Raw genomic sequence first — 16739 nt, 5'->3', positions numbered from 1 at the left:
ACTGACGTGATTTTTGAAGGCCGGGGGGTTCGGGGAAAATGCATATGTGCGATAAAATAAACATCATTTTCCGTGAAAATTCTGTTGAATAATAGAACTGATTTCAATATAATTGTAAGTCGCTATAGAGTCGAAAAGTTATAATTCAACAAGGAGTAATAACATGCCAAAACCTGTAAAAGTCGGAAGGAAAGAGCGCATGACCTTCGCCAAGATCAATGAAGTTTGCGAGATGCCGAACCTCATTGATATCCAGACGAAATCCTACGAGTGGTTCGTCAAGGAAGGCCTTGCCGAGGTGCTGGAGGACGTTTCTCCTATATGGGATACGACGAACACGCTCCGCCTCTCTTTCACAGATTATTCCTTTTCTGATACACCAAAGTACAGTCAGGAAGAATGCAAGGACAGAGAGGCTACTTACGCCACTTCCTTAACTGTAAAGGTAAGACTCAAGAACATGGATACGGGCGCCATAATGGAGCAGGATGTATTCATGGGAGAGTTCCCTTTGATGACAGAGAAAGGCACGTTCATCTATAACGGTGCCGAGAGAGCCATCGTCACACAGCTGGTCCGCTCCCCGGGACCTTATTTTGACGTTGAGGTGGACAAGTCCAACCAGAGCCTGTTCTCCGCCCAGATCATCCCTAACAGGGGTGCCTGGCTCGAGTACGAGACAGACTCCAACGGTATCCTTTACGCCAGAGTGGACAGGCAGAGGAAGCTGCCTATCACCACATTCCTGAGAGCCCTTGGCCTGAGCACGAACAAGGACATCCTGGATGTGTTCGGTGATGACCCGAGACTGATGAGCACCTTTGAGAAGGACAGCGCGAAGGACACAGATGACGGTCTGAAGGAGATCTACAGAAGGCTGAGACCTGGAGAACCGCCGACAGTTGAGAATGCGAAGTCCATGCTCAACGCCCTCCTTTTCGATCCTAAAAGGTATGACCTTGCCAAGGTGGGCAGATACAAATACAACAAGAAGCTGGGCATCCACGACCGTCTCGTAGACGCCATCGCCGCACAGGATGTCATAGACCCTAACAGCGGTGAGGTCCTGGTGGAAGAAGGCCAGGTGATCAGCCGTGAGATGGCGATGATCATAGAGGATGCCGGTGTTGAATCCGTTGAGGTAAAGAGCAAGCAGCACGAGCACGAGACCACGAAGGTGATAGGAAACAACTTCGTTGATCCTGGCAAGTACGTGGATTTTGACCTCAAGCCTCTTAAGCTGTCCGAAAAAGTCTTCTATCCGGTGCTCAAGGAGATCCTTGACGAGAACGATAACGACGAGGACATCAGGGCGGCTATGGCTGCGAGAAAGCACGAGCTTTCTCCAAAGCACATCATCATCGAGGACATCATCGCATCTGTCAGCTACATGCTGAACCTGAACTTCGGCCTGGGCAAGACAGATGACATCGACCACCTGGGCAACAGAAGACTGAGAACTGTGGGAGAGCTGCTCCAGAACCAGTTCCGCATCGGCTTTGCCAGGATGGAGAAGGCCGTAAGAGAGAGGATGACCACCGAGAATGCAACGCCTCAGCAGGTCATCAACATCAGGCCGATCACTGCCGCAGTGAGAGAGTTCTTCGGAAGCTCTCAGCTGTCTCAGTTCATGGACCAGAACAATCCTCTGGCGGAGCTGACTCACAAGAGGAGACTGTCCGCACTTGGACCTGGCGGTCTGTCGAGAGAGAGAGCCGGATTCGAGGTTCGAGACGTACACTATTCTCACTACGGAAGAATGTGTCCGGTAGAGACGCCGGAAGGTCCTAACATCGGACTGATCGGATCTCTGACCACATACGGAGTGATCAATGAATACGGGTTCATCGAGACGCCTTACAGAAAGGTAGACAAGGAGACCGGCATCGTAACCAAGCAGGTGGATTACCTGTCTGCTGACGACGAGGAGCTGATGATCGTAGCACAGGCCAACGAGCCTCTGGACGAAAACGACAGATTCGTGAACCAGAAGGTGGCGGTGAGAGGCGTAAGCGGCGAGATCACCATGGTGCCGCGCTCTGAAGTCGACTACATGGACGTTTCTCCTAAGCAGGTAGTATCCGTGGCTACAGCCATGATCCCGTTCCTGGAGAACGACGACGCCAACCGTGCCCTGATGGGTTCCAACATGCAGAGGCAGGCAGTGCCGCTCCTCATGACAGAGGCGCCTTACGTAGGAACAGGTATCGAGTACAAAGCTGCCTGCGACTCGGGAGCCGTGGTACTGTCAAAACACGCAGGTGTTGTCGAGTTCGTTGATGCACAGTTCATCAAGATCAGAAGAGACGACGACGGGACGGTTGATCAGTATAAGATGCTGAAGTTCAAGAGGTCCAACCAGGGCACCTGCATCAACCAGAGGCCTATCGTATCCTACGGAGAGCACATAGAGGAAAACGAGGTCATCGCAGACGGTCCTTCCACAAACCTGGGAGAGATCTCCCTGGGAAAGAACCTCCTTGTTGGTTACATGACCTGGGAAGGCTACAACTACGAGGATGCTATCGTCCTGAATGAGCGTCTGCTCATGGACGACGTGCTCACATCCCTGCACGTTGAGAGATACGAGTGCGAGGCCAGAGACACCAAGCTGGGTGCAGAGGAGATCACAAGAGATATCCCTAACATCAGCGAGGACGCTCTGAAGGACTTGGACGAGAACGGTATCATCAGAGTCGGAGCCGAGGTGAAGTCATCCGACATCCTGGTAGGAAAGCTGACACCTAAGAGTGAAACAGATCTCTCCGCCGAGATCAGGATACTGAGAGCTATCTTCGGAGAGAAGTCTAAGGAAGTGAGAGATACGTCCCTGAAAGTTCCTCACGGAGAAGAGGGCATCGTAGTCGATGTAAAAACATTCTCCAGAGAGGACGGGGCGAGCGAGCTGCCGCCGGGCGTGAACAAGATCGTAAGGGTCTACATCATTACAAAGAGGAAGATAAGAGTCGGAGACAAGATGTCAGGCCGTCACGGAAACAAGGGCGTTATTTCCAGGATCCTTCCTGAGGAGGATATGCCATTCAAGGACGACGGCGAGTCATTGCAGGTAATGCTGAATCCTCTGGGCGTGCCTTCACGAATGAACATCGGACAGGTACTGGAGGTCCACCTTGGTCTCGCCGCAAAGGCAAAGGGCTGGTACATCTCCACGCCGGTATTCGATGGAGCCAAGGAGAGCGACATCCAGGATCTCCTGGAGGAGACCGGATATGACAGATCCGGAAAGCTGTGGTTGAGAGACGGCAGGACGGGAGAGTATTTCGACCATCCTGTAACAGTCGGATACATGTACATGCTCAAGCTGCACCACCTGGTAGACGACAAGATCCACGCCAGATCCACAGGTCCATATTCTCTGGTAACTCAGCAGCCTCTGGGAGGAAAAGCCCAGTTCGGCGGCCAGAGATTCGGAGAGATGGAGGTGTGGGCACTGGAAGCTTACGGTGCCGCATCTACCCTGCAGGAGATCCTCACGGTAAAGTCTGACGACATCATCGGTCGTGTAAAGACATATGAGGCTATCGTCAAGGGCGAGAACATCCCTGAACCAGGCATTCCTGAGTCCTTCAAGGTACTGATCAAGGAACTCCAGGCGCTGGCTCTGGACGTCAGAGTAATGTCCGGAGACAACAAGGAGATCAAGCTGAGAGAGACCTCCGAATACGACGATGCCGCAACTGTTGACCGCATGCTGAAGGAAGCCGACAGGCAGGCAGAGGCGAAGAAAGCCAGAGAAGAGGCCAGAGAGGAAGAGCGCGCCAGAAAGGAAGCTGCCGCAGAAGCCCTGGCAGCACAGTCTGACGAGGACGACGACGAGGATCGCGAGCCGGACGACAGCGAACTGGAAAAGCAGTTCGACGAGAAGGCTCAGGCAGGTCTCGAGGCCGACGACGATGCAGACGATCTGGATGATATCGATGACGAAGATGTAACGGGATCCATCGAGGATATAGACAAGTACATCGGCGGAAACGAGTCCGATATTGACAACTAACAAAAGGGAGGAAGCATGAACAAAGATAACAATTACGATCTGAGGAATTTCGAGTCTCTGCAGATCAAATTGGCATCGACTGAGAAAATGCTGGAGTGGTCCCACGGAGAGGTGACGAAGCCGGAGACCATCAACTACAGAACCCTCAAACCTGAAAGGGACGGACTTTTCTGCGAGAAGATATTCGGACCTACAAAAGACTGGACCTGCGCCTGCGGCAAGTACAATAAGATACGCTACAAGGGACTCGTATGCCCTTACTGCGGCGTCGAAGTGACCAAGTCCAAGGTTAGAAGAGAGAGAATGGGCCACATCAGCCTGGTGGCTCCTGTTTCTCATATCTGGTATTTCAAGGGGATCCCTTCAAGGATCGGACTGGTGCTGGACATCACGCCTAAGAACCTGGAGAGAGTTCTCTATTTTGCATCATATATAGTAACTGATCCTGGTGACACTCCTTTTGAATACAAGGAGATCATCGAGGAAAATCAGTACAACGAAGCTCGCGAGATCTACGGCAAGAACTTCCAGGCAGCTATGGGAGCAGAGGCTATCAAGAAGCTGCTCTCAGACGTTGACACGGAGAAGCTCGCCGGAGAGCTGAGAGAGCAGCTGGAAAAGGCTTCCGGACAGAAGAGGATCAAGCTTGTGAGAAGGCTGGAGGTCATCGAGGCCTTCAACAAGTCTGGAAACAGGCCTGAGTGGATGATACTCGACGTGGTCCCTGTGATCCCGCCGGATCTCCGTCCGATGGTACAGCTGGATGGAGGCAGATTCGCAACATCCGACCTGAATGACCTGTACAGAAGGGTCATCAACAGAAACAACCGTCTGAAGAAGCTCCTCGAGCTCGGAGCTCCTGACATCATCATCAGGAACGAGAAGAGGATGCTCCAGGAATCTGTAGATTCCCTCATCGATAACGGCAGAAGAGGAAGAGCGGTAACAGGCGCTGCAGGAAGACAGCTTAAATCGCTGTCCGACATGCTGAAAGGTAAGCAGGGACGTTTCCGTCAGAACCTGCTGGGCAAGCGTGTAGATTATTCCGGCCGTTCGGTAATCGTAGTAGGACCGGAGCTGAAGTTCTACCAGTGCGGACTGCCTAAGACCATGGCTCTCGAGCTTTTCAAGCCGTTCATCATGAAGGTCCTGGTGGAGAGAGGCCTCGCTCACAACATCAAGAGCGCAAAGACCATGGTGGAGAAGGTGAAGCCTGAGGTCTGGGACGTTCTGGATTACGTGATCAAGGATCATCCTGTTCTGCTGAACCGTGCCCCTACACTGCACAGGCTGGGCATCCAGGCATTCGAACCTGTCCTGGTAGAGGGCAAGGCCATCAAGCTGCACCCGCTGGCTTGTACCGCCTTCAACGCCGACTTCGACGGAGACCAGATGGCCGTTCACGTACCTCTTTCCGTGGAGGCACAGGCCGAGGCGAGGTTCCTCATGCTCTCCGTGAACAACATCCTGGCGCCAAAGGACGGATCGCCTATCACGATACCTACTCAGGACATGATCCTTGGAGCTTACTACCTGACATATCCTGGCAGGAGCAAGAAGACCATCGTTGACGCAGATGGCAACGAGACGGTCCTGGATGCCATGGATACCTTCACAGAGGAGGACAGAAAGGCCTACAGGAGAAAAGAAGGCGCTCGCATCAAGGACGTAAAATACACTGACAACAAGCACAAGATCGAGATCGGCGAGTTCAGAAAAGACATCAAGGAAGGCAAGAACAAGCTGAACAAGACAGGCGAAGAAGTATTTGAGGTAAAATACGACCTGTGGCCTGTTGACGCCGTGGACGGCGAGATGACGAACACCAACGAAGTGGTCACCATCACCAGGCTGAGATCAGAGATGAAGAACGGCGAGGTGATCGAGGACGGCACCGTTGTGAGCACCACCACCTACGAGAGGATCCCGGAAAAGGGAGACGGAAAGTGCTTTACCGACATCAACGAGATGATGATGGCTTATCAGGCGGGAGTCCTGGACATTCACGCCAAGGTAAAGGTGAGGATGTTCGGAGTCGGATCAGACGATCACACCAACGGTCGCCTGGTTGAGTCTACAGTAGGAAGATTCATCTACAACAGGGGACTTCCTCAGGACATCGGTTTTGTGGACAGGAGCAAGGACAACTTCGGCCTGGAGGTCGATTTCCTGGTCAGCAAGAAAAACCTGGGCACTATCATCGACAAGTGCTTCAAGACCCACGGGAACACCGAGACGGTCCTGATGCTGGACTACATCAAATCCATGGGATATCACTATTCCACAAAGGCGGCGGTCACCATCGGAGTTTCCGACATGGAGATCCCGCAGGAGAAGTATCCTATCATCGCAGAGGCCAACAAGAGACAGGAGCTATACCAGAGCTACTACGACAAGGGCCTCATGACCGCCGACGAGAGATACGACAGGATCATCAAGATCTGGGGAGAGACGACCGAGAAGGTCGCAGACATCCTCATGAGCTCCCTCAGCGAGACGAACAACCTGTACATCATGGCCAACTCGGGAGCCAGAGGTAACAAGAGCCAGATCAGTCAGATCGGAGGAATGAGAGGACTGATGGCCAACGCTACAGGACACACTGTAGAGGTACCTATCACTTCTAACTTCCGTGAGGGTCTGTCCATTCTGGACTACTTCATTTCGTCAAACGGAGCCAGAAAGGGTCTGGCAGATACAGCCCTCCGTACAGCCGACTCAGGATATCTGACCAGAAGGCTGGTCGATGTATCCCACAGCGTCATCGTAACGGAAGACGACTGCGGAACTGACGAGGGTATCGAGATCCGCGCCTTTGCAGATGGCAATGAAAAGATCGAGCCGCTTTCTCAGAGGATCGCCGGCAGATTCGCCATGGAAGACGTCACGGACGCCAGCGGAAATGTTCTTGTACACGTCAATGAATACATCGATGATGATAAGGCCGAGGCAATAGAAAAAGCAGGTGTGGAGTCTGTCAAGATCAGGTCCATCATGACCTGCCACAGCAGAAGAGGCGTATGCGCCAAGTGCTACGGCAAGAACATGGCTACCGGCAAGCTGGTGCTCCCGGGTGAAGCCATCGGAATCATCGCCGCTCAGTCCATCGGAGAGCCTGGTACACAGCTGACCATGAGAACGTTCCATACAGGAGGAGTTGCCGGAGGAGACATCACTCAGGGTCTTCCGAGAGTAGAGGAGCTGTTCGAGGCCAGAAAGCCAAAGGGTATCGCCGAGATCTGCGAGGCCGACGGTGTGGTTACGTCCATCGAGACGAGAGACGACAACAAGACCGACCTTACAGTCGAGGAGAAGGATGGCAGCAGGACATATGTGATCCCTTACGGGGCCAGGATAATTCCTGGTGTGGGCAGCCAGGTCCGCGCCGGAACACCTCTCACGAGAGGACCTCTCAATCCTCACGACATCATGAGGATCCTGGGAGTGCCTGGAGTTTATGACTATCTGCTCAAGGAAGTGCAGAGAGTATACAAGAGCCAGGGTGTAGATATCAACGACAAGCATATCGAGGTCATCGTCAGCCAGATGCTCTCCAAGTACAAGATCGAGAAGGCCGGTGACACCGGACTTCTGCCTGGAAGCATGTACAGCAGATTCGAGGTGATGGGCGCCAACGAAAGAGCTGTGAAGAACGGCGGTGAGCCTGCGACATACGAGAGAGTGCTTCTCGGTATCACCAAGGCGGCTCTCGCCACGAGCTCATTCCTGTCTGCGGCTTCCTTCCAGGAGACCACAAGAGTGCTGACAGACGCTGCCATCAAGGGAAAGACCGACCATCTGAACGGACTCAAGGAGAACGTAATGATAGGAAAGCTGATCCCTGCGGGCACCGGAATGAAGCGCTACAGGAACATCCAGGTCGACTACGGTGAAAACGAAGCGCTGATGCGCCAGTACGACAGCAAGGACGATGCTGTCAAGTCTGAAGAGGGCACGACCTCCGAGGGACTGGCGGAGATCACCGAGGGCCTCACATCCGGGCACATCGATACAACGGGCCTTTCAGAGGTGACGCCGGACCAGGAGTAGGCATTGCCGAAGCTGGTGACAGACGAAAAAGGCTTTTCCAATAAAGCTTTACTTTGACAAGAAGAGACCAGGCTATGCCGGCAGAAAAATCGCCGGGGCCTGGTTTTTCCTTATTGACAGGCCGTCGTGTGCCTTGTTATAATTTAACGGTTCGAGACAGCTTGCGGGCCAGGAGGCCCGTGAGTTTTCTTGATAAAAAATCTTTGAAGAAAGGAGACAATAATGCCTACTATCAATCAATTAGTACGTCAGGGCAGAACAAGCTCGGTAAAGAAGTCTACAGCACCTGCGCTTGGTAAGAACATGAACACTCTGAAGAAGACTCTTACCAACGTGAATTCCCCTCAGAAGAGAGGCGTGTGCGTGGCAGTAAGAACTGTAACTCCTAAGAAGCCGAACTCAGCTCTGAGAAAGATTGCAAGAGTACGTCTGACAAACGGTATGGAAGTATCCGCTTACATCCCTGGAATCGGTCACAACCTCCAGGAGCACAGCGTCGTACTGATCAGGGGCGGAAGAGTTAAGGACCTCCCTGGTGTAAGATACCATATCGTAAGAGGAACGCTGGATACAGCCGGTGTTGCAAATCGTGGTCAGGGACGTTCCAAGTACGGAGCCAAGAGACCAAAGAAGTAGTTGATTTCGGGATATTGTCTTAATATTTAATATATAGATATTAAGGCGCCACGGCCGGCGTCGGAAGCCGCGCCGAGTACCCCGCGTTGCAAGGAGGGAAGAGAAGTGCCTAGAAAAGGTAATACGCCAAAGAGAGAAGTACTTCCAGATCCAGTGTACGGCAGCGTAGTAGTTGCCAAGCTGATAAACAGCATTATGCTTGACGGCAAGAAGGGCGTAGCCCAGGGGATCGTCTACGATGCGTTTGATCAGATCAAAGAGAAAACCGGCGAGGAGCCTCTGGAAGTTTTCGAAAAGGCGATGGCAAACATCATGCCAGTGCTGGAAGTTAAAGCAAGAAGAATCGGTGGTGCAAACTACCAGGTCCCGATCGAGGTGAGACCTGCCAGAAGGCAGACTCTGGCTCTGAGATGGCTGACTAAGTTCACAAGGCTCAGAAGTGAGAGGACCATGTCCGAGAGACTCGCGAATGAGATCATGGATGCAGCCAATAACACAGGTGCTTCCGTAAAGAGGAAGGAAGACACCCACAAGATGGCTGAGGCTAACAAGGCGTTTGCACACTTCAGGTATTAATTGATGAGATACCTGACAACAATAAAGTAGAAGGGAGGAAATAATGCCAAGAAGTTTTTCGCTTGAAGATACGAGAAACATCGGAATCATGGCTCACATCGATGCTGGTAAGACTACTACCACTGAGAGGATCCTGTTCTATACGGGAAAGACTCACAAGATCGGTGAGACTCATGATGGAGCCGCCACCATGGACTACATGGAGCAGGAGCAGGAGCGCGGCATTACTATTACCTCTGCTGCTACTACAGCTCAGTGGAAAGATACAAGAATCAACATCATCGACACTCCTGGACACGTGGACTTTACCGTCGAGGTAGAGAGATCCCTGCGTGTACTGGATGGTGCCGTAATGGTGCTGAGTGCCAAAGAGGGTGTAGAGCCTCAGTCAGAAACTGTATGGAGACAGGCTGAGAAGTACGAGGTTCCAAGAATGATCTTCGTCAACAAGATGGACATCATCGGAGCAGACTTCTTCCACGTTGTCGAGATGGTTCAGGACAGACTGAGAGCGAATGCCGTTGCTGTACAGATCCCTATCGGTGCAGAGAACGAGTTCGCTGGAATCATAGATCTTATGACTATGAAGGCAGAGGTTTACAAGGATCAGCTGGGTAAGGAGATCGTCATCGAGGACATTCCGGCAAACATGCTGGATGAAGCCAAGGCATGGCGTGAGAAGATGGTAGAGGCCGTAGCTGACAAGGATGAGGACCTGATGATGAAGTACCTTGAGGGTGAGGAGATCACCGTTGAGGAGCTGAAGAAGGTCATCAGAAAGGCTACTATCGCCAACGAGATGTTCCCGGTATTCTGCGGATCCGCGTACAGAAACAAGGGTGTGCAGATGATGCTGGACGGCATCGTGGACTACATGCCATCTCCTCTGGACATTCCTGCTATCAAGGGTGTAAACCCTGATACTGAGGAGCCTGACGAGAGACATCCTAGCGACAAGGAGCCTTTCTCAGCACTGGCTTTCAAGATCGTCACAGACCCTTATGTAGGTAAGCTGGCGTTCTTCAGAGTTTATTCAGGAACACTGGATACTGGTTCCTACGTCTACAACTCCGTAAAGGACAAGAGAGAGCGTATCGGCCGTATCCTGCAGATGCACGCAAACCACAGAAAAGAGATCGACAAGGTCTATGCCGGTGACATCGCTGCCGCAGTAGGTCTGAAGAACACCACAACAGGAGACACGCTGTGCGATGAGGATCATCCTATCGTACTGGAGTCCATGGAGTTCCCTGATCCTGTTATCGAGATCGCCATCGAGCCTAAGACCAAGGCCGGTCAGGAGAAGATGGGCATCGCTCTTGCCAAGCTGGCAGAGGAGGACCCTACATTCAAGACATACACGAACCCTGACACAGGACAGACCATCATCGCCGGAATGGGCGAGCTCCACCTGGAGATCATCGTCGACAGACTGATGAGAGAGTTCAAGGTAGAGGCCAACGTAGGTAAGCCACAGGTATCCTACAAGGAGACCATCACTCAGGAAGTGGACGAGGACTACAAGCACAAGAAGCAGTCCGGTGGTTCCGGTCAGTACGGACATGTCAAGTTCAGAATGTACCCGAGAGAGGCTGGATCCGGTTTCGAATTCAAGAACTCCGTTACGGGTGGTAACATTCCTAAGGAATACATACCTAAGATCGAGGAAGGCTTCAGAGAGGCCATGGAGAACGGACCTGTTGCCGGATACCAGATGGTGGACATCGGCATCGACCTGTACGATGGTTCCTACCACGAGGTGGACTCCTCCGAGATGGCCTTCAAGATCGCAGCTACGATGGGATTCAAGGAGGCCTGCAGAAAGGCTGCTCCTGTCCTGCTGGAGCCTATCTTCAAGGTAGAGGTCACCGTTCCTGAGAACTACATGGGAGACATCATCGGAGACATCAGCTCCAAGAGAGGTAAGATCGAGGGATCTGACATCAACAACGGAGCTGCCATCGTAAGAGGATTCGTTCCGCTGTCCGAGATGTTCGGATACGCCACGAACCTGAGATCCAAGACTCAGGGCAGAGGTGTGTACGTAATGCAGTTCGACCACTTTGCAAAGCTGCCTGAAAGCCTTCAGGAGAAGATCGCAAAGTAGTGATGTGAAATTTTTCGGGGCAGAGTCATCTGCCCCTGACTATTATTCTTGATACGTAAACCATATGGAGGAAATGATATGGCAAAGCAGAAGTACGAGAGAACTAAGCCGCATATCAACATCGGAACTATCGGCCACGTTGACCACGGCAAGACAACTCTGACAGCAGCTATCACAAAGGTGCTGCACCAGAGATACGGACTGGGAACAGACGTAGCATTCGACCAGATCGATAAGGCGCCGGAAGAGAAGGCAAGAGGAATCACCATTTCTTCCGCACACGTAGAGTACGAGACACCGAACAGACACTACGCTCACGTAGACTGCCCAGGACACGCTGACTACGTAAAGAACATGATCACAGGAGCAGCTCAGATGGATGGAGCTATCCTGGTAGTAGCAGCAACAGACGGACCAATGCCTCAGACAAGAGAGCACATCCTTCTGTCCCGTCAGGTAGGCGTACCTTACATCATCGTGTTCCTGAACAAGTGCGACATGGTAGATGACGAGGAGCTGCTGGATCTGGTAGAGATGGAAGTAAGAGAGCTGCTGGACGAGTACGACTTCCCTGGCGATGACACACCTATCATCAGAGGATCTGCTCTGAAGGCTCTTGAGGATCCTGCAGGCCCATGGGGAGACAAGATCGTAGAGCTGATGGAGGCAGTAGACAGCTACATTCCTGAGCCACAGAGAGCAAATGACCAGCCGTTCATCATGCCTGTAGAGGACGTATTCTCCATCACAGGACGTGGAACAGTAGCAACAGGAAGAGTAGAGCGTGGAACACTGAAGGTCGGCGACGAGGTAGAGATCGTAGGACTGACAGATGAGAAGCGCAAGGTCGTAGTAACAGGTGTAGAGATGTTCAAGAAGACTCTGGACCTGGCAGAGACCGGCGACAACATCGGAGCACTGCTGAGAGGTGTTCAGAGAGACGAGATCGAGAGAGGACAGGTACTGGCAAAGCCGGGTACTATCCACCCTCACACAAAGTTCAAGGGTCAGGTATACGTACTGAAGAAGGAAGAGGGTGGTCGTCACACACCGTTCTTCAACGGATACAGACCGCAGTTCTACTTCAGAACGACAGACGTAACAGGAGATCTGCAGCTTCCAGAGGGCACAGAGATGTGCATGCCTGGAGATAACGTAGTGATGGAGATCAGCCTGATCACACCTATCGCTATCGAGGAAGGACTGAGATTCGCCATCAGAGAGGGCGGAAGAACAGTAGGATCCGGAGTAGTAACAGAGATCCTGGAGTAATCTGTTCAACATACAGAACTCAATAAGGAACTACAGCAGGGCTGTCCCGAAAGGGGCGGTCCTGTTTTTTGCGTCGTGAGTCACTGAGTATCACGGGGGACGTTCCTCACTGACACACCTGGGGACACGGTGAAATGACGCACAAAAAAGCGGCTGTCGCAATTGAACGAAATGCGGCAGCCTGATGTGTCCGATATTTGTAAGATATGCCAAAGAGATTTGACTGTTGAACTACAGCAGCTTTACCAGGTCTCTCTTCTGCATGAGTCCAGGTTCCTTGAATGTGGTCTCGCCGTTCTTTACTACCATGATGGTAGGAATGCTCATCACACCGAAGCGCATTGCAAGACCAGGCTGCTGGTCGATGTTGATCTTGCAGACCTTTACGTCATCTCTCTCTGAGTCGATCTCGTCTACGATCGGGGACTGCATTTTGCAAGGACCGCACCAATCCGCGTAGAAATCAACGAGTACTGTTTTATCGGAATTCATAACTTCTGTGTCGAAGTTTTCTTCTGTAAGCATTGTGATAGCCATAATTATCTACCTCCGTAAACTGTTTAGCCTTTCTCAACCAGTCAAGTCGATTATATCAGCGGTTAATTGGTTGTCAACAATTGATTATTTCCTCACAAAATAAGACAATAGACCGCAGGAAAAATGCTATTGATCACAAGGAGGAGACATGCTTTTACTGACTGAGAAGGATATCCGCAAAGTGTGCTCGATGAAGGATATGATAGGGGCCGATGAGAGGGCCTACAAGATGTTTTCAGAGGGGAGGACACAGTCTCCCCTGAGGCCGGTGATCCACGACGATACGAAGAACACTGACTTCATCTTCATGCCGGCTTACGCCGCGGATCTGAACGCCGCAGGTATCAAGATCGTGACGACTTTTCCGGGAAACGCGGAGAAGGGCCTGCCGGTGACACAGGGACAGGTGATGCTGATCGACGGAGATACCGGGGAGTTCCTGTCCGTGATGGATGGTACCTTTGTCACGGAGTTCCGCACGGGTGCGGCCAGCGGTGCGGCCTTTGACATTCTCGGATGTAAAAATGCAAAAACCGGTGCGCTGATCGGCACCGGCGGCCAGGCCCGCTGCCAGCTGGAAGCCATGCTCGCTGCAGCGGACCTGGAGGAGGTGAGAGTCGCTGCCAGGGACTTTGAAAAAACTAAGAGATTCGTGAAGGAAATGAAGAAGATCTTCAGAGACTTCGACGGAGAGATCATACCTTGTGAGACTGGTGACCAGGCCGTCGATGAAGCGGATCTCATCATAACGGTGACACCTTCCCCGACGCCGGTATTCAGTGCGGACAAGGTCAAGAAAGGAGCCACCATCAGCGGCGTGGGTTCTTACAGGGATGATATGAACGAGCTCGATCCTGCGCTCTTCGGCATGGCGGACAAGATATACTTCGACTCCACAGAGGCCTGCCTTGAGGAATCGGGAGACGTGCACAGGCCGCTGGAGCAGAAGATAATAACGGAGAAGGATTTTACGGGCGAGCTGGGACAGGTCATCCTTGGGCGGATCCCGGGGAGAGAAAGCGAAGACGAGATCATCATCTACAAGAACGTAGGCATCGGGATCCTTGATCTGGTGGCTGCGGAGACCATTTACAGAAAGGCCAGAGAAAACAGAGTCGGGACCAGGTGGAACGAATAGCCAGATGGGTTATAATAAGCGCGCGGGCGAAATGCCTGCACATAGGGACATAGCTTTTACGCTGAAAGGAGAGAAAAATGCCTCATATCGATGTGAATCTTTTTCCTGGAAGGACGCAGGAACAGAAGCAGAAACTTGCTGAGAAAATAGTCGAGGATGCTATGGAGATACTGGGAGCCCCAAGAGAGGCCCTGTCTGTAGCCATGCACGAGGTCGCTCCGGAGGACTGGAACGCAGACATTGCAGACAAGGTGGACGAGAAGTCTATAGTAACAGGCAAGATGTACAGGACAGAGAAGTAGCCTGTTGAGACAGAGTAAAAGAGGGCGAGGCCGTCGCATTTAAGATGATAAAATGCGTCGACCTCGTTTTTAGTGTCAGGAATTCTGAACGACAGGGAAGGTGATCCGGAGTATCCTTTCGGGCCGGACTCTTGTTCGTGTTTTTGTTCGTTGGAATTGCCATGCCGCTGTTATATAATAAAACGATTAGTTTGCTGAAGAAGTGGGCCTTCGGGTCCGGATGAGAGTATGTGTATGTCTCCGATAATAAAGGTGGAAGACCTGACATATGAATATGTGAGCAGAAACGAGGAGACCGGGGAGGAGACCGTCAGCCGTGCGATAGACGGTGTGTCCTTCCAGATCCAGAAGGGTGAATTCGTTTCCGTAGTGGGGATGAACGGTTCAGGGAAATCCACTTTGGCAAGATGCCTGAACGGCCTGCTTCTCCCGGCGTCTGGAGATGTTTTTGTCGCAGGGTACAATACCCGTGACGACGATACCATCTGGGATCTGAGGTCCAGCATCGCCATGGTGTTCCAGAACCCGGACAATCAGATCGTTTCATCCCTGGTGGAGGACGATGTGGCCTTCGGTCCGGAGAATCTTGGAGTGCCTCCGGAGGAGATCCGGGAGAGGGTGGACGAAGCCCTGAACGCGGTCGGGATGTACGACCAGAGGCGCAAGGGCGCACATCAGCTCTCCGGCGGCCAGAAGCAGAGAGTCGCCATCGCGGGCGCAGTCGCCATGAGGCCGGACTGCATTGTCTTCGACGAGCCGACGGCGATGCTGGATCCACAGGGCCGTGTGAAGGTGATGGAGATCATCAGAGAACTCAACAGGAGATCCATAACCATCGTCCTGATAACCCACTTCATGGAGGAGGCGGCTCTCTCAGACAGGATCATAGTCATGAAGGACGGCCGCAAGCTGGGCGATTCCAAGCCGTATGAGCTCTTTTCAGATGAAGCTCTCCTGAAGGAAGCAGGGCTGGAAAAGCCAGCGGCGATAGAGATGAGAGACCGTCTCGTATCGAGAGGGTTTCAGATAGATCCGAAGATGACGGGGGAAAAGGAGCTGGTCGAATGGATCGTCAGCGCCCGCAGGGCTGGTGCCGTGGCGGAGAGCCGTCTGAGCCACGAAGAAAAAACAAGCCCGGAGGGCTTTTCCAGGAAAAACAGCGGCCGTTCCGCGGAGCATAACGTGGTCAGTGACGAACTCGGCAACGACGGTGAGTCATCCAGCTCCGCAACATCCGTAGAGGATGAGATAGTGGCAGAGGACGTCAGATATGTTTACGCCCCGGGGCTTCCCGACGAGACGGTGGCCCTGGAAGATATGAGCTTCAGGATCCCGGAAGGGTCATTCGTGGGGATCATCGGTCACACCGGCAGCGGAAAATCCACGCTGCTGCAGCACATGAACGGCCTTCTCAAGCCGACATCCGGAAATATCTGGATCAGGGGCACGTGCATAACCGACGGCAGTGCCGTGATGACGGATATCAGAAAGAGGGTGGGGCTGGTTTTCCAGTATCCAGAGTACCAGCTTTTTGAGGAGACCGTGGCGAAGGATGTGGCCTTCGGCCCGGAGAACCTAGGCCTCACCGGGGATGAACTGGAGGAGAGCGTCAGAAAGGCCATAGAGCTTGTGGGACTGGACTACGAAAAGGTGAGGAATAAGTCGCCTTTTGAGCTGTCCGGCGGCCAGAAGCGCCGTGTGGCCATCGCAGGGGTCCTGGCCATGGAGCCGGAGGTCCTGATCCTGGACGAGCCGACAGCGGGGCTGGATCCACAGGCTCACAGGGAGATCCTGGAGATGGTGGATTCGATCCACAGAAAGCGCGGGAACACCATGCTTTTCGTCTCCCACAACATGGCGGACATCCAGCAGCTTGCGGATCAGGTCATGGTAATAGACAAGGGCCGTCTGAAGGCCATGGGCACACCAGAAGATATATTCAGCCACGGAAGGGAGCTGAAAGAGATCGGCCTCGGAGTGCCTCCGGCGACCGACATCATGATGGAGCTCAGGGACAGAGACTGTGCCGTGGACGACAGATGCTTCACCTTTGATGAGGCCGAAAGAGAAATAGTCAGATACCTGGAAGGATAAATACAACAGCAA

The 16739-nt window shown here is 52.6% G+C and carries 10 protein-coding genes; 9 read left to right on the top strand and 1 reads right to left on the bottom strand.

Annotated elements, in window-relative coordinates; all coding sequences use genetic code 11:
• The first annotated feature begins 163 nt into the window (after window positions 1-163).
• From rpoB to tuf, 6 genes are all read left to right on the top strand, one after another.
• Window positions 164-4015, top strand: coding sequence for a DNA-directed RNA polymerase subunit beta (gene rpoB, locus BQ7382_RS06290; protein WP_077391275.1), 3852 nt, complete (start codon window positions 164-166; stop codon window positions 4013-4015).
• Window positions 4016-4030: 15 nt separating this feature from the next.
• Entirely contained in the window at window positions 4031-8065 is a 4035-nt protein-coding gene (locus BQ7382_RS09675) for a DNA-directed RNA polymerase subunit beta' (protein ID WP_077391274.1), read from the top strand.
• 222 nt (window positions 8066-8287) lie between these two features.
• The gene (gene rpsL, locus BQ7382_RS06280) at window positions 8288-8701 is read left to right on the top strand and encodes a 30S ribosomal protein S12 (protein WP_077391273.1); all 414 of its coding nucleotides are present in this window, start codon (window positions 8288-8290) and stop codon (window positions 8699-8701) included.
• Window positions 8702-8806: 105 nt separating this feature from the next.
• Window positions 8807-9277 (top strand): 30S ribosomal protein S7, encoded by a 471-nt coding sequence (gene rpsG, locus BQ7382_RS06275; protein WP_077391272.1) that lies wholly within the window; start codon window positions 8807-8809, stop codon window positions 9275-9277.
• 43 nt (window positions 9278-9320) lie between these two features.
• Window positions 9321-11384: an elongation factor G gene (gene fusA / locus BQ7382_RS06270; protein WP_077391271.1), complete on the top strand. Its 2064-nt coding sequence runs from the start codon at window positions 9321-9323 to the stop codon at window positions 11382-11384.
• Between the two features lie 78 nt (window positions 11385-11462).
• The gene (gene tuf, locus BQ7382_RS06265) at window positions 11463-12656 is read left to right on the top strand and encodes an elongation factor Tu (RefSeq protein ID WP_077391270.1); all 1194 of its coding nucleotides are present in this window, start codon (window positions 11463-11465) and stop codon (window positions 12654-12656) included.
• Window positions 12657-12887: 231 nt separating this feature from the next.
• On the opposite strand, the gene trxA is transcribed toward tuf, so the two are convergent.
• Window positions 12888-13193 carry a thioredoxin gene (gene trxA, locus BQ7382_RS06260; RefSeq protein WP_077391269.1) on the bottom strand — a complete coding sequence of 102 codons (306 nt, stop codon included), beginning with the start codon at window positions 13191-13193 and terminating at the stop codon, window positions 12888-12890.
• 148 nt (window positions 13194-13341) lie between these two features.
• On the opposite strand from trxA, the gene BQ7382_RS06255 reads away from it, so the two are divergent.
• The 3 genes from BQ7382_RS06255 to BQ7382_RS09725 all read left to right on the top strand — a co-directional run bounded on the left by BQ7382_RS06255 (window position 13342) and on the right by BQ7382_RS09725 (window position 16727).
• Entirely contained in the window at window positions 13342-14331 is a 990-nt protein-coding gene (locus BQ7382_RS06255; protein WP_077391268.1) for an ornithine cyclodeaminase family protein, read from the top strand.
• A gap of 77 nt (window positions 14332-14408) precedes the next feature.
• Window positions 14409-14633, top strand: coding sequence for a tautomerase family protein (locus tag BQ7382_RS06250; RefSeq protein ID WP_077391267.1), 225 nt, complete (start codon window positions 14409-14411; stop codon window positions 14631-14633).
• 234 nt (window positions 14634-14867) lie between these two features.
• On the top strand, window positions 14868-16727 hold the full coding sequence (locus tag BQ7382_RS09725; protein ID WP_077391266.1) for an energy-coupling factor transporter ATPase: 1860 nt from the start codon (window positions 14868-14870) through the stop codon (window positions 16725-16727).
• The last annotated feature ends 12 nt before the right edge of the window (window positions 16728-16739 follow it).

It is taken from the genome of Mobilibacterium timonense (genome assembly GCF_900155555.1).
GTDB classification, from domain to species: domain Bacteria; phylum Bacillota; class Clostridia; order Peptostreptococcales; family Anaerovoracaceae; genus Allobaileyella; species Allobaileyella timonense.
This window is presented reverse-complemented; position numbering and strand designations above follow the sequence as displayed.